Source organism: Streptomyces niphimycinicus, from assembly GCF_018883605.1.
In the GTDB taxonomy this organism is placed as follows: Bacteria; Actinomycetota; Actinomycetes; order Streptomycetales; family Streptomycetaceae; genus Streptomyces; species Streptomyces niphimycinicus.
Window position 1 is genome coordinate 1 of sequence record NZ_JAHLEM010000099.1, and the last position, 23,822, is coordinate 23,822.

A 23,822-nucleotide genomic window follows, 5' to 3' on the forward strand; every position below is an offset into this window, starting at 1 on the left:
CGGGCGCGGACCGCATGCGCAGGGCGCGGCCGGATCGTTCCGCGGCTTCGGCGTGGAGCTGGATGTGCGGCTGGCGGCGCCGGCGGCGGACGGGGTGTCGGGCGGCGACGATGCCGCGGGGCAGGGCTCCGCGCCCTCGCTGCCGCCGTCACCCTCGCTGCCACTGTCGCTGGCGGTCGCCGCCTGGCTGCTGGAGTACGCGGGGTGGGATCCGGCGGTGCCCGTCGAGGGGCTGGGTGTGGGGGAACCTCTCGCGGCCGAGCGGTGTATTGAAGTTGGAAGGGAGCTCGCCGGGCGGGCGGAGCGGATGGCGTTGCTGGTGATGGGCGACGGCACCGCATGCCGCACGCTGAAGGCGCCGGGCTATCTCGACGAGCGGGCGGCCCCGTTCGACGCCGAGGTGGCACGGGCGCTGGCGGCCGCCGACACCGGGGCGCTGGCCGCGCTCGACGAGGAGTTGGCGTACGAGCTCAAGGCGGCGGGCCGCGCGCCGTTGCAGGTGCTCGCGGGGGCGGCCGAGGGGGCGCCCCTGAAGGGGGAGTTGCGCTATGACGAAGCGCCGTACGGCGTGGGGTATTTCGTGGCGAGCTGGTCTTCATAGACCGCTCGCGGCCGTGGAGCGTCTGCTCCACGGCCGCGTACCGGCGAGGCCGGCCGGTCGGGGCCCGGCGTCGCCCGCCCCCGTCCTGGGCGCCGTCCTGGCCTGGCCGGCGTTATTCGTCGCGCTTGCGCTTGGGCTTGTCCTCGTCCATGTGCGAGAGGCGGTTGAGCGCGCCCTTCGCCTTGCCCCTGCCAGTCTCGATCTTGGCGCTGTACTTGCCCTTGGTCTTGGTGTCGACCGTCTTGGCCGCCTTCTCCAGGCCCCGCTCGATCCTGGCCTCGTGCTGCTGCGCGAGGCTGCCGGCCTTGCCCTTCATCTGACCGGCCTTGGCCTTGAGATTGTCCATCAGGCCCATGTGCCACCTACCCTCGTCGGCTGCCTATGTGCGGGCGCTCTCACCGGTCTCGCTGTCGGCCGCCTCGGCGGCGGACTGCTGCCTGGGGATCCCGGCGCCTTCACCCGCCGGGTTCTCCTTCCCGCTCCGCGCGGTCTCAGCCCCGTCGCCTGTCCCGGACGCGGCCTCCGCCGTGATGGCGTCGGCCGTGACCTGGCCGTCCTGTGCGGACGGTGCCTTCTCGGACGAGCGGCTCGCCTCCTTCGGCACATGACGATCGCGACGAAACCTGGAAAACACGCCCATACCTACTCCATACCTTACTCGTGCGGGCGAAATCCCGTGCTGCTCGGAGCGTTCCCTTGCGCCGTGCGCGGAGGCCGACTCCGTGAACCGGCCCTCGGAACCTCGCAAGCGGGCAACGAACCCGGTGGAGCCCCGTCACGTCGCTCATTCGAGGAGACCCCCGGCGTTTGCGAGACTGGCCCGGTGAATACTGCAGGCCACCCGCCGCGAGTCATCGCCGTCGTCGGCCCCACCGCGGCCGGAAAGTCCGATCTGGGCGTCGCGCTCGCCAGACATCTCGACGGCGAGGTCATCAACGCCGACTCCATGCAGCTCTACCGGGGCATGGACATCGGCACCGCCAAGCTGACGGAGGACGAGCGGCAGGGGGTGCCACATCGGCTGCTGGACATCTGGGACGTCACCCAGACCGCGAGCGTCGCCGAGTACCAGCGGCTGGCCCGCGCCGAGATGGACCGCCTGCTCGACGAGGGCCGTACCCCCGTCCTGGTCGGCGGGTCCGGCCTCTACATCCGCGGGGCCATCGACGCGCTCGAATTCCCGGGCACCGACCCCGCCGTCCGGGCCCGGCTCGAGGCCGAGCTGGAGGAGCGGGGCTCCGGGGCCCTGCACGCCCGGCTCGCCGCCGCCGACCCCGAGGCGGCCCGCGCGATCCTGCCCAGTAACGGCCGCAGGGTGGTCCGGGCGCTGGAGGTCATCGAGATCACGGGCCGCCCCTTCACCGCCAATCTGCCCGGGCACGAGGCGGTCTACGACACCCTCCAGATCGGCGTCGACGTCGAGCGGCCCGAGCTGGACGAGCGGATCGCCCTGCGGGTGGACCGGATGTGGGACGCGGGGCTGGTCGAGGAGGTCCGCCTGCTGGAGGCCGCCGGGCTGCGCGCCGGCCGTACCGCCTCCCGCGCCCTCGGCTATCAGCAAGTGCTCGCCGCGCTCGCGCAGGAGTGCACCGAGGAGGAGGCCAGGGCCGAAACCGTGCGCGCCACCAAGCGGTTCGCGCGCCGCCAGGATTCCTGGTTCCGCCGCGACCCCCGGGTCCACTGGCTCAGCGGAGCCGCCGACCGCAGAGGGGAACTCCTGGCGAGCGCGCTCGCGTTGGTTGAACGGGCGGTCACAGCCTGATCACGTCATGGCATCGGGACGCTCAGCTCGTCATTCGGGCCCCGGCGGGCATGCCATCATCAAGCTCCGATCGTGCCGTGGTGTCTGGAGTGGGGAGGGCGTGTGGCGATGGAGGCCGGCCCTCGCGACGCATCGCATCAATCGCCGCACGGAGACGCGGGGCCGCTGACCCCCGACGGCCCCGATGAGGCCGGAGCGCTCCACGAGACCGGCGCACCGGTCCTCGATGACGGCTCCGAGGACCCGGACGGCGCGGGATCCGTCCCCGGGGAGTCCTTCCGGGAGCTGCGCCCGCCGCGCCGGCTGCGGATCTGGCAGATCGCGCCGATCGTCGGCCTCGCCATCCTCGGCTCGCTGATGTTCGCCTTCCCCCTCGCCTTCGAGTTCGGCGACGGAGGGGCGGTCGTGGCCATGCTCGGCCTGCTGCTGAGCTGCTGCGCGGCGGGCTGGGGCCTGATGGCCGCCCGCCGGGTGGGCTACACCTGGCCGGGCCTTCCCCCCAGAGGCTCCGGACGCCGCCCGGACTGGCGCTTCGTCGTCCTCTACGTGGTCATCGTGGCCCTGCTGGCCGCCCTCACCTTCTGGCGGGTGGCCCGCCTCCGCTAGGGCCTGTCGTTTGGATCCCCCTTACGGCGCCCGGCACGCGCCCGCATGGCGCCTCGCGGCGGTGCGCTCGTGGCGGCCCTGCGGCCCGCCCGGCGCCGACGGCCCGGGCACGGAGGGACGGCGCACGCGGTGCCCCGTAGGATCGAGGGATGAGCACCGCACCACGGCTGTCCTTCCTCAAGGGTCACGGCACCGAGAACGACTTCGTCATCGTCCCCGACCTGGACGGCGGCCTGGAGCTGTCCGCGGCCGCCGTCGCCCGGATCTGCGACCGCCGTGCCGGTATCGGCGGTGACGGGCTGATCCGCGTCGTGCGGTCCTCGGCGCACCCCGAGGCGCGGGCCATGGCCGACCGGGCCGAATGGTTCATGGACTACCGCAACAGCGACGGCAGCATCGCCGAGATGTGCGGCAACGGCGTCCGCGTCTTCGCCCGGTATCTCCAGCGGGCCGGGCTCGCCGAGGCGGGCGATCTCGCGGTCGCCACCCGGGCCGGGGTGCGCCGGATCCACATCGCCAAGGACGCCGGTGACGCCGCACGGCCGGGCGAGGCCATGGCGGGGCCCGACGGCCCGGTCACCGTGGTGATGGGCGAGGCCACGCTGCCCGGGCCCGGCCCCGAGGCGGAGATCACGGTCACGGTCGGTGAGCGGAGCTGGCCCGCGCGCAACGTGAACATGGGCAACCCGCACGCGGTCGCCTTCGTCGACGACCTCGCCCAGGCCGGTGATCTGCTCGCGGCCCCCGCCGTGCGCCCCGCCTCCGCGTACCCCCACGGCACCAATGTCGAGTTCGTCGTCGACCGCGGCCCGCGCCATGTCGCGATGCGCGTGCATGAGCGCGGCTCCGGTGAGACCCGCTCCTGCGGCACCGGCGCCTGCGCCGTGATGGTGGCCGCCGCGCGCCGTGACGGGGCCGACCCGGCGGTCACCGGCCACCCCGTCACGTACACGGTGGACGTCCCCGGAGGGCGCCTTGTGATCAGTGAACGGCCTGACGGTACGGTGGAGATGACCGGCCCTGCCGTGATCGTGGCCGAGGGGGAACTGGATCCCGCTTGGCTGGGCACGGACCTCGGCTGACTCTTCCCTCGAATGGGTGATCCGTTTCACTCTGGGCGAGAGCCGGTCGGCCGTGCGTGATGGGCTCGATAGCATCAAGCACCGGCCCCGGGGGAGTACCCACGCCGGTTGACGCTCGACGCCGCCGGAGGTTGCCCATGAGCGCAGAGGCCACCGACCAGGCCCCGTTCGGCCGCAGGCGCGGCCTCCCCCGCATCGACCTGCGCAATCTCCGCAGATTCAGCCGGGCGGCCCTGCTCGGGCCGGCCTCCCGCGGCCGGCTGCCGGACGCGATCGAGCATGTGGCCAAGGTCCACCGCGCACATCATCCCGGAGCCGATCTGGATGTGCTCCGCAAGGCGTATGTCCTGGCCGAGTCCTCCCACCGCGGCCAGATGCGCAAGAGCGGTGAGCCGTACATCACCCATCCGCTGGCCGTCACCCTGATCCTCGCCGAACTGGGCGCCGAGACCACCACGTTGACGGCCTCGCTGCTCCACGACACCGTCGAGGACACCGAGGTGACCCTCGATCAGGTGGGGGAGGAGTTCGGCGAGGAGGTCCGCTATCTCGTCGACGGCGTCACCAAGTTGGAGAAGGTCGACTACGGAGCGGCGGCCGAGCCCGAGACCTTCCGCAAGATGCTCGTCGCCACGGGCAACGACGTCCGCGTGATGTCGATCAAACTCGCCGACCGGCTGCACAACATGCGCACCCTCGGCGTGATGCGCCCCGAGAAACAGGTGCGCATCGCCAAGGTCACCCGCGATGTGCTGATCCCGCTCGCCGAGCGGCTCGGGGTCCAGGCGCTCAAGACCGAGCTGGAGGACCTGGTCTTCGCCATCCTCCACCCCGAGGAGTACGCGCGGACCCGAGAGCTCCTCCAGGCCCACGCCGGGCGCCCCGACCCGCTGGCCCGCGCCGCCGAGGACGTACGGGGGGTGCTCCAGGAGGCGGGCATCACCACCGAAGTCCTGGTCCGACCGCGGCACTTCGTCTCCGTCCACCGGGTCGGGCTCAAGCGCGGCGAGCTGACCGGCACCGATCTCGGCCGCCTCCTCGTCCTGGTCTCCGACGACGCGGACTGCTACGCGGTCCTGGGCGAGCTGCACACCTGCTTCACCCCGGTGATCTCGGAGTTCAAGGACTTCATCGCGGTTCCCAAGTTCAACCTCTACCAGTCGCTGCACACGGCCGTGGCCGGGCGCGACGGCGAGGTCACCGAGGTCCTCATCCGCACTCATCAGATGCACCGGGTCGCGGAGGCCGGAGTGATCGCCCTCGGCAATCCGTACACCCCGACGGAGGGCGCCGACGCCCCCGAGGGTGAGCGGGCCGACCCGACCCGCCCCGGCTGGCTGTCCCGGCTGCTCGACTGGCAGAGCGCCACCCCCGACCCCGACCTCTTCTGGACCTCGCTCCGCGACGACCTCGCCCAGGACCGGGAGATCACCGTCTTCCGCTCCGACGGCGGGACGCTCGGCCTGCCCGCGGGCGCGAGCTGTGTGGACGCCGCGTACGCCCTGTACGGCGAGGACGCCCACTCCTGTATCGGCGCCCGGGTGAACGGCCGGATCGCGACCCTGAGCACGGTGCTGCGCGACGGCGACACCTTGCAGTTGCTGATGGCCGGCGACACCCGGGACGCCGCCTCGCACGGCCCCTCGCCGGAGTGGCTCGACCACGCCCGCACCCCGGCCGCCCGCATCGCCATCAACCGTTGGCTGGCCGCCCACCCGGCGCCGCAGCCCGCGCAGCACGAGTCCCGGGACGCGGCCCAGAAGGCGGATTCCGCCTCCACGCTCTCCGGCGAGGACGGGCAGGACGGCCAGGACGGGCAGAACGCGCAGGGCTCGCAGGCTTCGCAGGGCGGCGAGACCGCCGTCCCCGCGCCCGGGGCGGTCCGCCCCGAGGCCGGCATCGTCGTCGACCGGCCCGGCGCGACCGTACGGCTCGCCCGCTGCTGCACCCCCGTGCCGCCCGACGCGGTCACCGGCTTCGCGGTGCGCGGCGGTGCCGTCACCGTGCACCGCGAGCGCTGCCCAGGGGTGGCGCGGATGACCGCGGCCGGGCGTACGGCCGTCGCGGTGCGCTGGGCGGACGAGGACGACGGAGACGGGGGCGGCGATTATCGCGTGACCCTCTTCGCGGAGGCGTTCAGCAGACCGCATCTGCTCGCGGACCTCACCGAGGCCATCGCCGCCGAGGGCGCGGAGGTCGTCGCGGCCGCCGTCGAACCGCCCCGTGAGCAGCGGGTCCGGCACACCTACACGCTCCAGTTGCCCGACGCGGGCAGGCTGCCGACGCTGATGCGGGCCATGCGCAACGTCCCCGGGGTCTACGACGTGACACGCGAGGGCCGCAGCATGGCCGCGGCGCGCTCCTGAACGCGGCCGGGCCGCCTGAACTCCTTCGGGTGGATCAAGGCCGGGAGCGACTGCGCCGGCGCCGGGGCGCTGGTAGCCGTAGGGCATGACGTTTTCTTCGGGGCGCCGCCCCTGGCCGCCGCGCACCGGGCGCCGCAGGACCGCGCTGGTGGCCGCGGCCATGGCCGCCGTCTTCCTCGCGGTCGGCCCCTCCTCCGCCGCGGGGCCGGTATCGTCCACCCACCCCAGGCCCCTGGGCATCGGCGACCCGCTCTTCCCGGAGCTGGGCAACCCCGGGTACGACGTCACTGCGTACGACATCGCCTTCGACTACCGCCGTCAGGACCGGCCGCTCGACGCCGTCACCACCATCGACGCCCGCGCCACCGCGCCCCTGCGCACCCTCAACCTCGACTTCGCCCAGGGCGTCGTGGCCTCGGTGCGGGTCGACGGCGCGCGGGCCCGGTTCGTGACGGCCGGTGAGGACCTGGTGGTCACGCCGTCCACCCCGCTCCGTAAGGGCGCCGCCTTCCGGGTCACCGTCCACCACACGAGCGATCCGCGGGGCGGCGCCAACGGCGGCTGGGTCCGCACCAGCGACGGGCTGGTCATGGCCAACCAGGCCAACGCCGCCCACCGGGTCTTCCCCTGCAACGACCACCCCGCCGACAAGGCCCGCTTCACCTTCCGGATCACCGCACCGAAGAACCTTACGGTCGTCGCGGGCGGTCTTCCCGGACCGCGCGTCCGCAAGGGATCGCGGACCACCTGGACGTACCGCCTCGCCCATCCCATGGCCACCGAACTGGCGCAGATCTCCATCGGCCGCTCCGCCGTGCCCCGCCGCACCGGGCCCCATGGGCTGCCGGTGCGCGACGTCGTACCCGCGGCGGACCGCGCGCGCCTGGAGAAGTGGCTCGCGCGCACTCCCGGCCAGTTGGCCTGGATGGAGAAGAAGGCCGGGCGCTACCCCTTCGAGAACTACGGCGTCCTGATCGCCCACGCCACCACCGGCTTCGAGCTGGAGACACAGACGCTCACCCTCTTCGAGCGCGATCTGTTCACCAGCGAGCAACTGCCCCGGTGGTACATCGAATCGATCATGGTGCACGAGCTGGCGCACCAGTGGTTCGGCGACAGCGTCAGCCCGCGCCGCTGGTCCGATCTATGGCTCAACGAGGGCCACGCCACCTGGTACGAGGCGCTGTACGCCGATGAGCACGGTAAGGCGAGCATGAAGCGGCGGATGCGCAAGGCGTACGAGCAGTCGGACGCCTGGCGGGCCGAGGACGGGCCGCCCGCCGCCCCCAAGCCGGCCGACTCCGGCCAGCAGATCGGCATCTTCCGCCCGGTCGTCTACGACGGCAGCGCGCTGGTGCTGTACGCGCTGCGGCAGCGGATCGGCCGGGCCGCCTTCGACCGGCTGGAGCGGCAATGGGTGCTCCGCCATCGCGACGGTGTGGCCTCGACCGCCGACTTCATCCGGCTGGCCTCCCAGGTGGCGGGGCGCGATCTGAGCGGATTCCTCCGCCCCTGGCTGTACGGCGAGAAGACGCCGCCGATGCCGGGACACCCCGACTGGCGGCCGACGGCCAAGGAGAGCACGAAGGGCGCCGCGCTGCCGGGCGCCCGGGCGGGGCGGCATGCGGTGCGTCACGCCGTGCCATGGGCCGTGAAACCAGGGTGACGGCCCGGCCGCCGCGTGCGACCATCAAGGAGTCGGCGTCGCGGCCGGTCCCGGCGGGGAATCCCGCGGGCCCGCCACGCGTTGTCGACAGTGACGGTATTCCACGACGTAAGGATTCCTTTGACCCACTCCTCTTCCCTTCCGCAGGACCGGCAGCGACCCGCCGAGAGCCTTCGGGCCGACGCCCTGATGGAAGAGGACGTCGCCTGGAGTCACGAGATCGACGAGGAGCGTGACGGCGACCAGTACGACCGCTCCGACCGTGCCGCGCTGCGGCGAGTGGTGGGGCTGTCCACCGAGCTCGAGGACATCACCGAGGTCGAGTACCGGCAGCTCCGCCTGGAGCGCGTGGTGCTGGTCGGCGTATGGACCGCCGGCACCGCGCAGGACGCGGAGAACTCCCTGGCGGAGCTGGCCGCCCTCGCCGAGACCGCGGGCGCCCTGGTGCTGGACGGCGTGATCCAGCGGCGCAGCAAGCCGGATCCCGCCACCTACATCGGCTCCGGCAAGGCCGAGGAACTGCGCGACATCGTGGTCGAGTCCGGTGCCGACACCGTGGTCTGCGACGGTGAGCTGAGCCCCGGCCAGCTCATCCACCTGGAGGACGTCGTCAAGGTCAAGGTGGTCGACCGGACCGCCCTGATCCTCGACATCTTCGCCCAGCACGCCAAGTCCCGCGAGGGCAAGGCGCAGGTCTCGCTCGCCCAGATGCAGTACATGCTGCCGCGGCTGCGAGGCTGGGGTCAGTCGCTGTCCCGGCAGATGGGTGGCGGTGGCTCCGGATCCTCGGGCGGCGGTATGGCCACCCGTGGTCCCGGTGAGACCAAGATCGAGACGGACCGGCGCCGCATCCGCGAGAAGATGGCGAAGATGCGCCGCGAGATCGCCGAGATGAAGACCGGCCGCGACATCAAGCGGCAGGAGCGCCGGCGTCACAAGGTCCCCTCCGTCGCCATCGCCGGATACACCAACGCGGGCAAGTCCTCGCTGCTCAACCGGCTCACCGGTGCGGGCGTCCTGGTGGAGAACGCACTGTTCGCCACCCTCGACCCGACCGTGCGCCGGGCCGAGACCCCCAGCGGGCGGCTCTACACACTGGCGGACACCGTCGGATTCGTCCGGCACCTGCCGCACCACCTGGTGGAGGCGTTCCGCTCCACGATGGAGGAGGTCGGCGACGCCGATCTGATCGTCCATGTGGTGGACGGCTCGCATCCGGCGCCGGAGGAGCAGTTGGCCGCCGTGCGCGAGGTGATCCGCGATGTGGGCGCGGTCGATGTGCCCGAGATCGTCGTGATCAACAAGGCGGATCTGGCCGATCCGCTGGTCGTGCAGCGGCTGCTGCGCATGGAGCGGCGCGCCATGGCGGTGTCGGCCCGCAGCGGACTGGGCATCGACGAGCTGCTCGCAGTGATCGACGAGGAGCTGCCCCGGCCCCAGGTCGAGATCGAGGTCCTGCTGCCGTACACCCACGGCAAGCTGGTCGCGCGCACCCACGCCGAGGGTGAGGTGCTCTCCGAGGAGCACACCCCCGAGGGCACGCTGCTCAAGGCGCGGGTGCACGAGGAGCTCGCGGCGGAGCTGCGGCGTTTCGTCCCGGCCGCGGCCGCCGGACAGCACTAGCCACGTCAGGCACCACAACGGCACAACGGCGAGGGCCCGCCCCCGGAACTCCGGGGGCGGGCCCTCGCCGTCGTGGTGCCTGACGGCTACCGGCTCAGCCTGTCACTGGCTCGCGAACTTCTTGCTGACGGCGTTGTAGACGCCCTTCGCCTCGGGGCCCAGGTGCGGGCCCGCCAGCCAGGTCGCGTTGGACGGGCCGATCGAGGTGTTGGACACCAGCGCGGGCTTGCCGTCCGCGCCCTCGGCGACCCAGCCACCGCCGGAGGAACCCGCGGTCATGGTGCAGCCGATGCGGTACATCGTGGGCTGCTTGGCGTCCAGGGAGAGCCGGCCCGGCTTGTCCGCGCACTGGTTCATCTTCTGGCCGTCGAACGGCGGGGCGGCCGGGTAGCCGGTGGCCGTGATCTCGTCGATGGACTTCACCGCCGGGGCGTTGAAGTCGACCGGCAGCGCGCCGCCCACCATCTCCTCGAGCGACTTGCCGCCGCTGACCTCCGGCTTCACATGCATCACCGCGAAGTCGTACGGCGCGCCCTTGCCGCCCACGGCAGCGCCCCTGTCGATCCACTGCGAGGAGGTCTGCGCCCAGTCGGCCCACCAGACGCCCTTGGGAGCCAGCTCCTCCTTGGTGGCGTTCTCCAACTCCGCCTGCGACTTGCCCGCGTCGTTGTAGGAGGGGACGAACATCAGGTTCTTGTACCAGCCGCCGCCCTTGCCCGCGTGGACGCAGTGGCCCGCCGTCCACACCAGGTTGGACTTGCCGGGGTGCGCCGGGTCCTGGACCACCGTCGCCGAGCAGACCATCGAACCCTCGGGGCCGTCGAAGAAGACCTTGCCCGCGTAGGGGACCTTGGAGCTGTACGGGCTGGTGACCTCCTTGGCCTGGACAGGCTGCGGATCGGGGTCGGTCACACCCTGGTCGTCCGCGATGTCGCTGTCGTCGACCGGCTTGTCGGGCTCCTGCGCGTCGCGCATCCGGTCCGGCTTCCACAGACCCTTGATGATCGGGTTGATGAAGTCACCGGCCTCGCGCAGCCAGTCGTCCCGGTCCCACTTGTTCCAGGCGCCGTTCTTCCACTGGTCCAGATCGATGCCGAGGTTCTTCAACTTGTCGTTGAGGTTGTCGGGCAGCTTGATGTCGTCCACGCCCTGCTCCGACGACGCGGTCGGCCTGGCGTCGGTGTTGTCGTCCGAGGAATCGCACGCGGTGGCGGTGAGCGCCAGAACCGAGGCTATGGCGGCCACGGCGAGTGCGGGTCGGCGTGAGGATGGCATGGGCGGAACTCCCCCTGAGGTACTGATCTGCTCTACGGCCTATGTGGAATTGTCATGCACCGCCCCGGCAATGGGGTGGTATCCCACTATGCCGGTGCCGCCTACGACGGCTGCGAGCGGGTCCTTGGTTCCCGGCCGCAAGGATCTTCGCTCAGCCCGTGATCCAGAGCCTTACGCGTCGTTGGTACGTACGGGGGACAGCCGGAGGGTGTTCAGCAGCAGGAGGACCGAGACTCGTGGCCGTGACCCAGCTCCCGCCGATGGCCCTGTCCGCCGTCTCCGACGACGGTGGCGTCGCCCAGGGAATTCTGCGGCGCCAGGCGCTGCGTGAGTCGGCTGCCCGCACCTATGCCCGGGCGCTGCCCATCGTTCCGGTGCGCGCCCGGGGGATGACGGTCGAGGGGGCCGACGGGCGCCGCTATCTCGACTGTCTCTCCGGTGCCGGGGCGCTGGCACTGGGGCACAACCACCCGGTGGTGCTGGAGGCGATCCGGGCCGTCCTGGACTCGGAAGCGCCGCTCCAGGTCCTGGATTTGGCCACACCGGTCAAGGACGCCTTCACGGACGAGCTGTTCGCGACTCTTCCGCCCGGACTCGCCGCCCGCGCGCGGGTGCAGTTCTGCGGACCGGCGGGCACGGACGCGGTCGAGGCCGCGCTCAAGCTGGTGCGGACCGCCACGGGACGCGATGGCCTGCTCGCCTTCTCCGGGGCCTACCACGGGATGACGGCCGGTGCGTTGGCCGCCTCGGGTGGGGCCGCTGCGGTCGGGGCCTCTGCGGCCGGGGTGACCCGGCTGCCCTTTCCGTATGACTACCGCTGCCCGTTCGGGGTCGGCGGGGAGCGCGGTGCCGAACTCTCCGCGCGCTGGGCCGAGAGGCTGCTGGACGACCCGAAGGGCGGGGCGCCCGACCCGGCCGGGATGATCCTCGAACCCGTACAGGGCGAGGGCGGGGTGATCCCGGCACCGGACGGCTGGCTGCGCCGGATGCGCGAGATCACCACGGCCCGCTCCATCCCGCTCATCGCGGACGAGGTGCAGACCGGCGTCGGGCGCACCGGGGCCTTCTGGGCGGTCGGCCACAGCGGGGTGGTGCCCGATGTGATGGTGCTGTCGAAGGCCATCGGCGGGGGCCTGCCGCTGGCCGTCGTGGTCTACCGGGAGGAGCTTGACATCTGGCCCCCCGGAGCCCACGCGGGCACCTTCCGCGGCAACCAACTGGCGATGGCCGCGGGCACGGCCACCCTCGCGTACGTCCGGGAGAACCACCTCGCCCAACGGGCGGCGGTCGTCGGCCGACGGATGCTGGAGCGGCTGCGCCGATTCGCCGCCGGACGCCCGCAGATCGGGGAGGTACGCGGCCGCGGCCTCATGATCGGCCTGGAACTGGTCACCCCGGAGGCGGGGCCCGCTCCGGAGGCGGGGCCCATCACGGAGACGGGGGCCATCGCGGAAGCGGAGCCCACCGCGGAAGCGGAGCTCAACGAGGAGGCCGGGCAGGCCGGGTGCGCAGCGCGGGTCGGGCCCGCGGCACAGGCCGGGCCCGTCGTGGACGCCGACTGGGAGCGGACTCAGGGCGGCGCAACCCCGTACGGAACATCCCCGAGCGAAGCGGCCCTGGGCGCAGTGACCCCGTGCGAAGGAGCCTGGCTGACAGGCGCCGAGGGCGGGGGTGCACGCGGAGTCCCGGGTGGGGATGCGCGCGGAGCCCTGGGCGGGGGTGCGCACCAAGCCCTGGGCAGGAGGGCGCCGTACGACGGTGTCGCACGTACGACGGCTCCGCCCGCCGACCCCGCGCTCGCGGCGGCGGTCCAGCAGGAGTGCCTGCGGCGCGGGCTCATCGTCGAACTCGGCGGACGCCACGGCGCGGTGATCCGCCTCCTCCCTCCACTCACCATCACCGACGAGCAGACAGAGGCCGTTCTGGACCGGCTCGCCGACGCCCTGGACGCGGCGATCCGCACCCCCGGAGCCCGCTCCGGTGAACTCCCGCCCGCCGCTGCCCCATTCGCCCCGCCGTTCGCCGGAAGCCACCGCTGACGTGCCCCGCACCGTACGACCGCACCGCCATCGCACCACCGAAGGAGGCAGGCGCCGGGCCCAGGACGTGAACGCCATGATGCCCGCGCCACACCCACCATGCCGCACACCCCCGGGGGAGCCCCCTTGTCTCCCCGACCGCAGCCCGTGCCCGGCGCCCTGACGGACTCCGGCGACTCCGCCCACCCCGGCCCCCCGCCGCCACCCCTCCCGCACCCTTCCCACACAGCGCCTCCCCCGGCCGGGACGAGACCGCCCGCCCCTTCCGCCCCACCCGCGGCGGTCCCGACGGCCGGCGCACCGTCCACCGCCATGACGGCCGCCGGAGACCAGGCGGAGCGCCCAGCACAGCCACCAACCCCCGCTGCGGTGCCACCACCCCTGGCAGCAGTGCCAGCATCCGCGGCAGCAGGGCCACTTCTCCCGGCGACGCCACCCCCGGCGGCAGTGCCACCCTCGGCGGCGGCATCACCTCAGTCAGCAGGCCCACTTCCCCCGGCGGCACCGCCACCGTCCCCGGCGGCGGTGCCGCCACACCCCGCGCAGGAGCCACTACCCCTTGCGGCGTCGCCCGCCGCGGCGCCCCTCGTCAGCGCGGCGGAAACGAGTGGGGGAGCGAGTGCGGAAGCGGGAGCGGGAGCGGGAGCGGGAGCGCCCCAGCCTTCCGTCCCAGGGCCCTCGGTGGAGGAGCCGCCCGTGCCGCAACTGCCCGCCCAGGGGCCGCCCCTCCCTGCGATGGCGGTTCCCCGGCAGGACCGCGACAGCCATGGAGCGCCCGCCGACCGTGCCCGTGTGGTCGGCGTGGATCCGCTCGACGACCCCGATCCGCAGATCGCGGCCGACGGTGCGGCCGTCGAGAACCTGCTGCGCTGCTGGGTACGCGAGAGCGGCCTCGCGCACCCCGACGGGGACACCCTGCGCATCCCCCTCGCCGCCAGCGGAACCGTCCTCCTCGTCCCCGTGCGCTATTGGTCGCCCACCGGCTGGCACCGCTTCGGCCCGCCGCTGCTGGAGCACGGCCCCCACGACGCGCCCGCCGTAGGGGCGGTCACCCTCGCGGCCCTGCTCACCCGCGAGGCGGCGTACAGCGCACGGCGGGACGACCCCGACGCGGACGCCACCGAACTCGTCAGCCGTGTCGCGGACTCCGTACGACGCACCGCCGTCTTCCTCGCGCAGCGCCGTGCGGCGCCCGCCGATCCCGACACCAGCACCCCGTTTCTCAACGCGGAACAGTCCCTCCTCTTCGGTCACCCCCTGCATCCCACGCCGAAGAGCCGCGAGGGCCTCTCCGACAGCGAATCCACCGTCTGCTCACCGGAATCGCGTGGCTCCTTCCCTCTCCACTGGATCGCGGTCGCCCGGTCCGTACTGGCCTGCGAGTCGGCCTGGACGGAGCGCGGCCGGACCGTGCCCGCCGAGCGGCTCGCCTTCTCCCTGGCGGGCAGCGGCCTCCAACTGCCCGACGGGACCGTCCCCTTGCCGCTGCATCCCTGGCAGGCTCGCGAGATCCGGCACCGTCCGGACGCCGCCGCGCTCTTCGACTCCGGCCTGTTGCACGACCTCGGGCCGTCCGGCGGACACTGGCACCCCACCTCCTCGGTCCGCACCGTCTACCGGCCCGGCGCTCCCGCCATGCTGAAACTCTCCCTCGCTCTGCGGATCACCAACTCCCGTCGTGAAAACCTCCGTAAGGAACTCCGCCGCGGTGTCGAGGTGCACCGGCTGCTCCGCAGCGGACTGGCCGAGCAGTGGCGGGCGGCCTTCCCCGGCTTTCCGGGCTTCGACATCGTCCGGGACCCGGCCTGGCTCGCCGTCGACGGACCGGATGGCGAACCCGTTTCCGGCCTCGACGTCGTCATCCGGCACAACCCGTTCGGCCCCGGCGACGACGCCGTCTGCGTCGCCGGACTCCTCGCGCTGCGCCCCTGGCGCGGACAGCCGGTGATGCGCTCCCGGCTCGCCCACCTCGTCGCCCGGCTCGCCGCTCGCACCGGCCGTTCCACCGCGGCCGTCGGCGCGGAGTGGTTCCTGCGCTATCTGCACACGGTCGTACGTCCCATGCTCTGGCTGGACGGAGAAGCCGGTATCGCGCTCGAGGCGCACCAGCAGAACACCCTGGTGCTGCTGGACCCCGACGGCTGGCCGGTCGGCGGCCGCTACCGGGACAACCAGGGCTACTACTTCCGTGCGTCCCGGCGCGCCGAACTCCAGCGCCGGCTGCCCGGTATCGGCGGCCGCAGCGACACCTTCGTCCCCGACGAGGTCACCGACGAGCGGTTCGCCTACTACCTGGGTGTCAACAACGTCCTCGGAATGATCGGCGCCTTCGGGTCCCAGCGACTCGTCGACGAGCGCGTTCTGCTGGCAGCGTTCCGCCGCTTCCTCACCGAGGCCGCGTCCGGCCCCGGCAGAACCCGCTCACCGCTTCCCGCCCGGCTCCTGGAGGCGCCCACCCTGCGCTGCAAGGCCAATCTGCTCACCCGGCTGCGCGGCCTGGACGAACTCGTGGGACCGGTGGACACCCAGTCGGTCTATGTGACCATCGCCAACCCCCTCGTCACGTCTGTCTCTCCTTTCGGCATCCCCGCTGTCACCCCCATGGCTTGACTCCGCGACCCGCGATCACGCCCCTCACCCTCACGCCCCTCACCCTCACGTCCCTCACGACGTGCCGAGCCCCCTGAGAGGAGAGCGTCGCCGTGCCGCACACCGACTCCAGTACGAGCTCCAGCACCGACGACACCATCGACTTGCGGCTGCGCCAGGAAGAGGACATCGCACGACTCATCGACCTGGACTCCACCGGACGGGAGGCCGACGGCCGGGCGGATCTGCTCGACCACATCGTCGAATGGCGGCCCACCAGCACCCCGTTGGGCACCTTCCAGCTCGTCCCGGTCCGCATCGGGCGCGATCTGCGGCTCATCGCCCAATGGATGAACGACCCCTCCGTCGCCGCCTTCTGGGAGCTCGACGGCCCCGATGAGACCACCGCGAGCCACCTCGGGGGTCAGCTCGACGGCGACGGCCGCAGCGTGCCCTGTCTGGGCGTCCTGGACGGCGCCCCGATGAGCTATTGGGAGGTGTACCGCGCCGATCTGGACCCGCTCGCGCGCTACTACCCGGCCCGGCCGCACGACACGGGTATCCACCTGCTCATCGGCCGGGTCGGCGATCGTGGCCGTGGCCTGGGCACGATCCTGCTCCGCGCGGCCGCCGACCTCGTCCTCGAACACCGCCCGTCGTGCACCCGGGTCGTGGCCGAACCGGATCTCCGTAACACCCCCTCCGTCGCCGCATTCCTCGGCGCCGGATTCCGCTTCTCCGCGGAAGTCGAACTCCCCGGCAAACGCGCCGCGCTGATGCTGCGCGACCGTGCCCTGCGACACGTCCTGTGATCCTCCGCAACCATCCGTGCCCCCCGGCGATGTGCCTGCTTCGATGCGAGACTTCACTGTTGATACACCGCTCGCCCGGTCCCGGTTCCCACGCGGCGAGGACGGCCGTCCCACGAAAGCGGGGGATGTGCGTCCCCGGAAGCGGGGATCCGCCCCGGCCCCGCGCTTGCCGAAACCGTCCGTCACCGACCACACCGACGGGAGTGATGTCGGTGCCGCCCCGTAGGCTGGCAGCCCTATGACTGAATCGTCCTCGCCTCCACTCGCCGATCTGCTGCACGCCGCCGTAACCACCGTCGGTGGTACCGAGCGCCCTGGTCAGACCGCCATGGCCCAAGCCGTGGCGGAGGCGATCGACGACAGCTCCCATCTGCTGGTTCAGGCCGGCACCGGCACCGGGAAGTCTCTCGGCTATCTGGTGCCCGCCCTCGCCCACGGCGAGCGTGTCGTCGTCGCCACAGCGACCCTCGCCCTTCAGCGGCAGCTCGTCGAGCGAGACCTGCCCCGCACCGTGGAGGCCCTGCACCCGCTGCTGCGCCGCCGCCCCGAGTTCGCCATGCTCAAGGGCCGCTCCAACTATCTGTGCCTGCATCGGCTCCATGAGGGCGTCCCGCAGGAGGACGCCGATGAAGCCAGCCTCTTCGACCCGTTCGAGGCCGCCACGCCCACCAGCAAGCTCGGCAAGGACCTGCTGCGGTTGCGTGACTGGTCGGACGAGACCGAGACGGGCGATCGGGACGATCTGAGCCCCGGCGTCTCGGACCGCGCCTGGTCCCAGGTGTCGGTCACCTCCCGGGAGTGTCTCGGCGCGTCCAAATGCGCCTATGGCGCGGAGTGCTTCGCCGAGGCCGCCCGCGAGCGGGCCAAGCTCGCCGATGTCGTCGTCACCAATCACGCGCTGCTCGCCATCGACGCCATCGAGGGCGCCCCCGTGCTGCCCAGCCATGAGGTGCTGATCGTCGACGAGGCCCATGAGCTGGTCTCCCGGGTCACCGGCGTCGCCAGCGGGGAGCTCACCCCCGGCCAGGTCAACCGTGCCGTGCGGCGTGCCGCGAAGCTGGTCAACGAGCAGGCGGCGGACGCCCTCCAGACCGCCTCTGAGGGCTTCGAGCGGCTGATGGAGCTCGCCCTGCCCGGCCGCCTCGAGAAGATCCCCGAGGACCTCGGCTATGTGCTGATGGCGCTGCGCGACGCGGCCCGCACGGTGATCTCGGCGCTCGGCGCCACGCGGGACGCCTCGGTCAAGGACGAGGACGCGATCCGCAAGCAGGCCCTGGGCTCGGTGGAGAACATCCACCAGGTGGCCGAGCGGATCGTCGAGGGTTCCGAGTACGACGTGGTCTGGTACGAGCGGCACGACCGCTTCGGTGCCTCGCTGCGGGTCGCCCCGCTCTCGGTGTCGGGGCTGCTGCGCGAGAAGCTGTTCGAGGACCGGTCCGTCGTCCTCACCTCCGCCACGCTCAAGCTGGGCGGGGATTTCAACGGGGTGGCGGCCTCACTCGGTCTCGCCCCCGAGAGCCCGCAGGATCCGGAGGGCGGCGAGGAGACCGCGCCGCGCTGGCAGGGCCTCGACGTCGGCTCGCCCTTCGACTACTCGAAGCAGGGGATCCTCTACGTCGCCAAGCATCTCGCCCAGCCCGGCCGCGAGGGCAGCCGCGCCGATATGCTCGATGAGCTCGCCGAACTGGTCGAGGCCGCGGGTGGTCGCACGCTCGGGCTGTTCTCGTCCATGCGCGCCGCCCAGGCGGCCGCGGAGGAGCTGCGCGGGCGCCTCGATACACCCATCCTCCTCCAGGGCGAGGAGACGCTGGGCGAGTTGATCCGTGCCTTCGCCGCCGACGCCCGGACCTGCCTGTTCGGCACGCTGTCCCTCTGGCAGGGCGTCGATGTGCCGGGGCCGAGCTGTCAGTTGGTGGTGATGGACCGAGTGCCCTTCCCCCGCCCCGACGACCCTCTGATGAGTGCCCGCCAGAAGGCGGTGGAGGAGGCCGGGGGCAATGGCTTCATGGCCGTCGCCGCCACCCATGCCGCGCTGCTGATGGCCCAGGGCGCGGGCCGGCTGGTGCGGGCTTCGGACGACCGGGGGATCGTCGCCGTCCTGGACCCGAGGGTCGAGCGGGCCCGCTACGGCTCGTTCCTCCGTAAGTCCATGCCGGACTTCTGGTACACGACCGACCGCAACCAGGTGCGCCGCTCGCTGGCCGCCATCGACGCGGCGGCCAAGACCCAGGGGGCCTAGCCAGTAAAGGCCCAGGCGGCCTGGCGCGGCGTCGCGCCCCAAGACCGCCACGGCCGCCATATGCGACGGGCCCCGATGGTCGCCACATGATGCCGACAGGGCCCCGATGGTTGCCACATACAGCAGGGCCCCGGAACCGGCGCAGTGGTCCCGGGGCCCGGTCGTGGGGCACGCTCAGGGCGCACCTCGATCCGGTGTGCTCAGACGCGCCGCAGCACCGCGACCACCTTGCCCAGAATGGTGGCCTCGTCGCCGGGAATCGGCTGGTAGGCGGCGTTGTGCGGGAGCAGCCACACATGGCCGTCCTCACGCTTGAAACGCTTCACCGTGGCCTCGCCGTCGAGCATCGCGGCGACGATGTCACCGTTCTCGGCGACGGGCTGACGGCGCACCGTCACCCAGTCCCCGTCGCAGATGGCGGCCTCGATCATGGAGTCGCCGACCACCTTCAGCACGAAGAGCTCACCGTCGCCGACAAGCTGCCGGGGGAGCGGGAAAACATCCTCGACCGACTCCTCGGCGAGGATCGGCCCACCAGCCGCGATCCGGCCGACCAGCGGCACATAGGAGGCGGCGGGCTTGCCCGCGGTGTCCGTGGGCTGGGCGCTGGGCTGATCGGAGCCGCGGACCTCGTAGGCCCGGGGCCGATGGGGGTCGCGCCGCAGAAAGCCCTTCCGCTCCAGTGCCATGAGCTGATGGGCGACGGAGGAGGTGCTGGAGAGGCCCACCGCCTGGCCGATCTCCCGCATGGACGGCGGGTAACCACGCCGCTGCACAGAGTCGCGAATGACCTCGATGACGCGCCGCTGCCGGTCGGTCAGCCCTGAGCTGTCCGCCCGGATGCCTGGAGGTCGCCCTGGTAGCGAGCGCGTGGGCTTCTGTCCTTCCGGATTCGTGGCGTCGTCGTTCATCGGGTGGGTCTGGTTCATCGCGTGTGTCTGTTCGAGTCGGCTCTGGGAGCGCTCCTGGGCGGTAACGGTGGCGCTCTCTGCGGTGGTGGTCACGACGGCCCCTCTCGAGATGTTCTCCCTAGTTGGACAACGGTAGTTGCTTTCGAAAGGTTGCGCCAAACACACGTTCGAGTGAAATTTCGCAGATGGACTGACGTGATCACAGGGTTAGGTGTATGGACCGTTTGATCCGGTCGCCGTGGGGACGGCCCCAGTCTTGCATCCCCACCCCCGTGAATCCGGGACGCGTGGGGCTCGCGTAGTCTCGTGCCTGCTCCCCAGCCGTGACACGCCATCCGGCTCGGTTGAATGCCAGCCACCAGATCTAGTGGTTTGATGGATGCAAGCCACCCACAAGTTGTGGTCCCTGGTGGATTCGCCGCCAAGGTTTTCGCCTATGCTTGTGGCCGTCCCGACGGGCCTCGCGGTCCGGTCGGGGCTAGTCAGGCATGTTCCGGCATGCGCCGTTCTTGAGGGTGAGGGAGGGTTCGGAGTCATGCACTGCCCCTTCTGCCGGCACCCCGACAGCCGTGTCGTCGACAGCCGCACCACCGACGACGGCTGCTCGATCCGCAGGCGCCGCCAGTGCCCCGACTGCTCGCGTCGCTTCACGACCGTGGAGACCGCGTCACTGATGGTGATCAAGCGCAGCGGGGTCACCGAGCCCTTCAGCCGCGACAAGGTCATCTCGGGGGTGCGCAAGGCGTGCCAGGGCCGTCCGGTCACCGAGGACGCCCTCGCCAAGCTCGGTCAGCAGGTGGAGGAGGCGGTCCGGGCCACCGGCAGTGCCGAGCTGTCCACCCATGACGTCGGGCTCGCCATACTCGGCCCGCTCCAGAAGCTCGACCTCGTCGCCTACCTCCGCTTCGCCTCCGTCTACCGCGCCTTCGACTCCCTCGAGGACTTCGAGGCGGCCGTGGCGGAGCTGCGTGACCAGCAACGGCCTCCCGCGCACGACCGCGGGTCCGGCGCCGACGGGGCCGCGGAGGCCCCCGCGCCGGCCGTCGCCGCCGACTGACCGGCGACCCACACACCTGCCCGGGGCGCTTGCCGCATCCGGGTGAAAGACAGATACGTGCCTGGGGAAGAAATGGGCACATCAGGGCGTTTTCGCCCGTACCAGGGAGGCGGAATGACAGAGACGACGAGCGGCCCGGCACGAGGCTCCCGCTCCAAGGGAAGCAAGGCGAACAAGGGTCTGCGCATCGAGCGCATCCACACCACCCCCGGCGTGCATCCGTACGACGAGGTGGTCTGGGAGCGTCGTGACGTCGTCATGACCAACTGGCGCGACGGTTCGGTCAACTTCGAGCAGCGCGGCGTGGAGTTCCCCGACTTCTGGTCGGTGAACGCGGTCAACATCGTCACGAGCAAGTACTTCCGTGGCGCGGTGGGGTCCCCGGAGCGCGAGGCGAGCCTCAAGCAGCTCATCGACCGAGTGGTGAGCAGCTACCGCAAGGCCGGTGAGGACAATGGGTACTTCGCCTCGCCCGCGGACGCCGAGATCTTCGACCACGAGCTCACCTACGCGCTGCTGCACCAGGTCTTCAGCTTCAACTCGCCTGTCTGGTTCAACGTCGGCACCAAGCAGCCGCAGCAGGTCAGCGCCTGCTTCATCCTCTCCGTGGACGACTCGATGGAGTCGATCCTGGACTGGTACAAGGAAGAGGGGATGATCTTCAAGGGCGGCTCCGGCGCCGGCCTGAACCTCTCCCGTATCCGCTCCTCCAAGGAGCTCCTCTCCTCGGGCGGCAACGCCTCCGGCCCCGTCTCCTTCATGCGCGGCGCCGATGCCTCCGCCGGAACGATCAAGTCGGGCGGCGCCACCCGCCGGGCGGCCAAGATGGTCGTGCTCGACGTCGATCACCCGGATGTCGAGGCGTTCATCGAGACCAAGGTCAAGGAGGAGGAGAAGATCCGCGCCCTGCGCGACGCGGGCTTCGACATGGACCTGGGCGGCGACGACATCACGTCCGTCCAGTACCAGAACGCCAACAACTCCGTCCGCGTGAACGACACCTTCATGAAGGCCGTGGAGTCCGGCTCCTCGTTCGGGCTGCGCAGCCGGCTGACCGGTGAGCCCATCGAAGAGGTCGACGCCAAGTCCCTCTTCCGCAAGATGGCCGAGGCGGCCTGGGCCTGCGCCGACCCTGGCATCCAGTACGACGACACCATCAACCACTGGCACACCTCGCCGGAATCGGGCCGGATCACCGCCTCCAACCCGTGCAGCGAGTACATGCACCTGGACAACTCCTCGTGCAACCTCGCCTCGCTCAACCTGATGAAGTTCCTCCAGGACGACGACGCGGGCAACCAGCGCTTCGACGCCGAGCGCTTCGCCAAGGTCGTCGAGCTGGTCATCACCGCGATGGACATCTCCATCTGCTTCGCGGACTTCCCGACCGAGAAGATCGGCGAGACCACCCGCGCCTTCCGCCAACTGGGCATCGGCTACGCCAACCTCGGCGCCCTGCTGATGGCCACCGGCCACGCCTACGACAGCGACGGCGGCCGGGCCCTGGCCGGAGCCATCACCTCCCTGATGACCGGCACCTCGTACAAGCGCTCCGCGGAGCTCGCCGCCGTGGTCGGTCCGTACGACGGCTACGCCCGTAACGCGGACGCCCACAAGCGGGTCATGAAGCAGCACTCGGACGCCAACGCCATCGCCAAGCGCATGGACGACCTGGACACCCCGGTCTGGGCCGCGGCCACCGAGGCATGGCAGGACGTGCTGCGCCTCGGCGAGAAGAGCGGCTTCCGTAACGCCCAGGCGTCGGTGCTCGCACCGACCGGCACCATCGGCCTGATGATGGACTGCGACACCACGGGCGTCGAACCTGACCTGGCCCTGGTCAAGTTCAAGAAGCTGGTCGGCGGCGGCTCCATGCAGATCGTGAACAACACGGTCCCCAAGGCGCTCAAGCGGCTCGGCTACCAGGAGGAGCAGGTCGAGGCGATCGTCGCCCACATCGCCGACCACGGCAATGTGATCGACGCGCCGGGGCTGAAGCCCGAGCACTACGAGGTCTTCGACTGCGCGATGGGCGAGCGCTCCATCTCCCCGATGGGCCATGTGCGGATGATGGCGGCCGCCCAGCCGTTCCTGTCCGGCGCGATCTCCAAGACGGTCAACATGCCGGAGTCGGCCACCGTCGAGGAGATCGAGGAGATCTACTTCGAGGGCTGGAAGCTCGGCATCAAGGCGCTGGCGATCTACCGCGACAACTGCAAGGTCGGCCAGCCGCTCTCCGCCAAGAAGAAGGAGGAGAAGGCACAGGCCGAGCCCGAGGTCGAGAAGGTCGTCGAGTACCGCCCGGTCCGCAAGCGGCTCCCCAAGGGCCGTCCCGGCATCACCACCTCCTTCACGGTGGGCGGTGCCGAGGGCTACATGACCGCCAACTCCTACCCGGACGACGGTCTCGGTGAGGTCTTCCTGAAGATGTCCAAGCAGGGTTCGACCCTGGCGGGCATGATGGACGCCTTCTCGATCGCCGTGTCGGTCGGTCTCCAGTACGGCGTGCCGCTGGAAACCTATGTCTCGAAGTTCACCAACATGCGCTTCGAGCCGGCCGGTATGACGGACGACCCGGACCTGCGGATGGCGCAGTCGATCGTCGACTACATCTTCCGCCGGCTGGCGCTGGACTTCCTGCCCTTCGAGACCCGCTCGGCGCTCGGCATCCACTCCGCCGAGGAGCGCCAGCGGCACCTGGAGACGGGGTCCTACGAGACCAGCGACGACGAGATGGACGTCGAGGGCCTGGCCCAGTCGGCGCCGCGCCATGTGGAGGCCCCGAAGAGCAGCACGTCCCAGCCGCGGACCACGTCCGGGTCGGCGAGGGAGGCCCACAGCTCGACCGAACTGGTGGAGATCCAGCTCGGGATGAACGCGGACGCGCCGCTCTGCTTCTCCTGCGGCACCAAGATGCGCCGCGCGGGAAGCTGCTACCTGTGCGAGGGCTGCGGTTCGACGAGCGGCTGTAGCTGATCGCGGATCCTTACGGATGACATCGGCGGCGGGGCGCGGGCCTTCGGGCTCGCGCCCCGCCGCCGATGTCTCCGGGCGTCGTACGGTGCGGTGCCGAACCGGGGGCGGACTCTCCGGTATGTGATGGGGGCCACCGCACGGCCGTAGGATGGCGCGGTGCTGGTCAAGTGGATTCGCTGCACCGTGGTGGACCGCCCGGGTTTCGAGCGGGGGCAGCG

17 protein-coding genes and 1 pseudogene are annotated in these 23,822 nt (G+C 71.4%); 14 read left to right on the forward strand and 4 right to left on the reverse strand.

From position 1 onward, the window contains the following. The coding region (locus tag KN815_RS11800; RefSeq protein WP_216341738.1) for a class III extradiol ring-cleavage dioxygenase family protein at positions 1-601 on the forward strand (601 nt) is incomplete at its 5' end. Between the two features lie 112 nt (positions 602-713). Here KN815_RS11800 and KN815_RS11805 read toward each other — a convergent pair. Further along, positions 714-956 carry an antitoxin gene (locus tag KN815_RS11805; RefSeq protein ID WP_216341739.1) on the reverse strand — a complete coding sequence of 81 codons (243 nt, stop codon included), beginning with the start codon at positions 954-956 and terminating at the stop codon, positions 714-716. A gap of 24 nt (positions 957-980) precedes the next feature. Further along, on the reverse strand, positions 981-1,205 hold the full coding sequence (locus KN815_RS11810) for a hypothetical protein (RefSeq protein WP_216341740.1): 225 nt from the start codon (positions 1,203-1,205) through the stop codon (positions 981-983). A gap of 219 nt (positions 1,206-1,424) precedes the next feature. On the opposite strand from KN815_RS11810, the gene miaA reads away from it, so the two are divergent. The 6 genes from miaA to hflX all read left to right on the forward strand — a co-directional run bounded on the left by miaA (position 1,425) and on the right by hflX (position 9,706). After that, positions 1,425-2,363: a tRNA (adenosine(37)-N6)-dimethylallyltransferase MiaA gene (gene miaA / locus KN815_RS11815; RefSeq protein ID WP_216341741.1), complete on the forward strand. Its 939-nt coding sequence runs from the start codon at positions 1,425-1,427 to the stop codon at positions 2,361-2,363. A 108-nt stretch (positions 2,364-2,471) separates the two neighbouring features. After that, a complete protein-coding gene (locus KN815_RS11820) occupies positions 2,472-2,969 on the forward strand; it encodes a hypothetical protein (RefSeq protein WP_216341742.1) in 498 nt (165 codons plus the stop codon). A gap of 149 nt (positions 2,970-3,118) precedes the next feature. Further along, positions 3,119-4,051 (forward strand): diaminopimelate epimerase, encoded by a 933-nt coding sequence (gene dapF, locus KN815_RS11825; RefSeq protein WP_216341743.1) that lies wholly within the window; start codon positions 3,119-3,121, stop codon positions 4,049-4,051. A gap of 137 nt (positions 4,052-4,188) precedes the next feature. Continuing rightward, positions 4,189-6,417: a RelA/SpoT family protein gene (locus KN815_RS11830; RefSeq protein WP_216341744.1), complete on the forward strand. Its 2,229-nt coding sequence runs from the start codon at positions 4,189-4,191 to the stop codon at positions 6,415-6,417. 85 nt (positions 6,418-6,502) lie between these two features. Then, the gene (locus KN815_RS11835) at positions 6,503-8,083 is read left to right on the forward strand and encodes a M1 family metallopeptidase (protein ID WP_253208906.1); all 1,581 of its coding nucleotides are present in this window, start codon (positions 6,503-6,505) and stop codon (positions 8,081-8,083) included. A 120-nt stretch (positions 8,084-8,203) separates the two neighbouring features. Continuing rightward, positions 8,204-9,706, forward strand: a complete 1,503-nt coding sequence (gene hflX / locus KN815_RS11840) for a GTPase HflX (RefSeq protein WP_216341745.1) — start codon at positions 8,204-8,206, stop codon at positions 9,704-9,706. 102 nt (positions 9,707-9,808) lie between these two features. On the opposite strand, the gene KN815_RS11845 is transcribed toward hflX, so the two are convergent. After that, positions 9,809-10,981, reverse strand: coding sequence for a trypsin-like serine peptidase (locus KN815_RS11845; protein WP_216341746.1), 1,173 nt, complete (start codon positions 10,979-10,981; stop codon positions 9,809-9,811). Between the two features lie 236 nt (positions 10,982-11,217). On the opposite strand from KN815_RS11845, the gene KN815_RS11850 reads away from it, so the two are divergent. The 4 genes from KN815_RS11850 (at position 11,218) to KN815_RS11865 (ending at position 18,660) form a co-directional block, all read left to right on the forward strand. Continuing rightward, positions 11,218-13,020, forward strand: coding sequence for a diaminobutyrate--2-oxoglutarate transaminase family protein (locus tag KN815_RS11850; RefSeq protein WP_253208907.1), 1,803 nt, complete (start codon positions 11,218-11,220; stop codon positions 13,018-13,020). Positions 13,021-13,755: 735 nt separating this feature from the next. Next, positions 13,756-15,630: an IucA/IucC family protein gene (locus KN815_RS11855; protein ID WP_372458324.1), complete on the forward strand. Its 1,875-nt coding sequence runs from the start codon at positions 13,756-13,758 to the stop codon at positions 15,628-15,630. A 92-nt stretch (positions 15,631-15,722) separates the two neighbouring features. Beyond that, positions 15,723-16,421, forward strand: coding sequence for a GNAT family N-acetyltransferase (locus KN815_RS11860; protein ID WP_216341748.1), 699 nt, complete (start codon positions 15,723-15,725; stop codon positions 16,419-16,421). Between the two features lie 238 nt (positions 16,422-16,659). After that, positions 16,660-18,660, forward strand: a complete 2,001-nt coding sequence (locus KN815_RS11865; protein ID WP_216341749.1) for an ATP-dependent DNA helicase — start codon at positions 16,660-16,662, stop codon at positions 18,658-18,660. A gap of 200 nt (positions 18,661-18,860) precedes the next feature. Here the strand turns inward: KN815_RS11865 and lexA are convergent, their stop codons facing one another. Continuing rightward, positions 18,861-19,664, reverse strand: coding sequence for a transcriptional repressor LexA (lexA, locus tag KN815_RS11870; RefSeq protein ID WP_093465161.1), 804 nt, complete (start codon positions 19,662-19,664; stop codon positions 18,861-18,863). Positions 19,665-20,106: 442 nt separating this feature from the next. Here lexA and nrdR point away from each other — a divergent pair, with 442 nt between their 5' ends. The 3 genes and pseudogenes from nrdR to KN815_RS51855 all read left to right on the forward strand — a co-directional run. Continuing rightward, positions 20,107-20,628: a transcriptional regulator NrdR gene (gene nrdR, locus KN815_RS11875; protein WP_014055368.1), complete on the forward strand. Its 522-nt coding sequence runs from the start codon at positions 20,107-20,109 to the stop codon at positions 20,626-20,628. A 114-nt stretch (positions 20,629-20,742) separates the two neighbouring features. After that, positions 20,743-23,604 (forward strand): vitamin B12-dependent ribonucleotide reductase, encoded by a 2,862-nt coding sequence (locus KN815_RS11880; protein WP_216341750.1) that lies wholly within the window; start codon positions 20,743-20,745, stop codon positions 23,602-23,604. Between the two features lie 156 nt (positions 23,605-23,760). Continuing rightward, a pseudogene (locus KN815_RS51855) lies at positions 23,761-23,822 on the forward strand (DUF4937 domain-containing protein); the annotation flags it as partial.

What these genes read in the sequence shown, in the direction of transcription:
- KN815_RS11805 (WP_216341739.1), bottom strand. Translation starts at nt 956, where the DNA reads ATGGGCCTGATGGACAATCTCAAGGCCAAGGCCGGTCAGATGAAGGGC.
- KN815_RS11820 (WP_216341742.1), top strand. Translation starts at nt 2,472, where the DNA reads ATGGAGGCCGGCCCTCGCGACGCATCGCATCAATCGCCGCACGGAGAC.
- dapF (WP_216341743.1), top strand. Translation starts at nt 3,119, where the DNA reads ATGAGCACCGCACCACGGCTGTCCTTCCTCAAGGGTCACGGCACCGAG.
- KN815_RS11830 (WP_216341744.1), top strand. Translation starts at nt 4,189, where the DNA reads ATGAGCGCAGAGGCCACCGACCAGGCCCCGTTCGGCCGCAGGCGCGGC.
- KN815_RS11835 (WP_253208906.1), top strand. Translation starts at nt 6,503, where the DNA reads ATGACGTTTTCTTCGGGGCGCCGCCCCTGGCCGCCGCGCACCGGGCGC.
- KN815_RS11845 (WP_216341746.1), bottom strand. Translation starts at nt 10,981, where the DNA reads ATGCCATCCTCACGCCGACCCGCACTCGCCGTGGCCGCCATAGCCTCG.
- KN815_RS11855 (WP_372458324.1), top strand. Translation starts at nt 13,756, where the DNA reads ATGGCGGTTCCCCGGCAGGACCGCGACAGCCATGGAGCGCCCGCCGAC.
- KN815_RS11865 (WP_216341749.1), top strand. Translation starts at nt 16,660, where the DNA reads ATGACTGAATCGTCCTCGCCTCCACTCGCCGATCTGCTGCACGCCGCC.
- nrdR (WP_014055368.1), top strand. Translation starts at nt 20,107, where the DNA reads ATGCACTGCCCCTTCTGCCGGCACCCCGACAGCCGTGTCGTCGACAGC.
- KN815_RS11880 (WP_216341750.1), top strand. Translation starts at nt 20,743, where the DNA reads ATGACAGAGACGACGAGCGGCCCGGCACGAGGCTCCCGCTCCAAGGGA.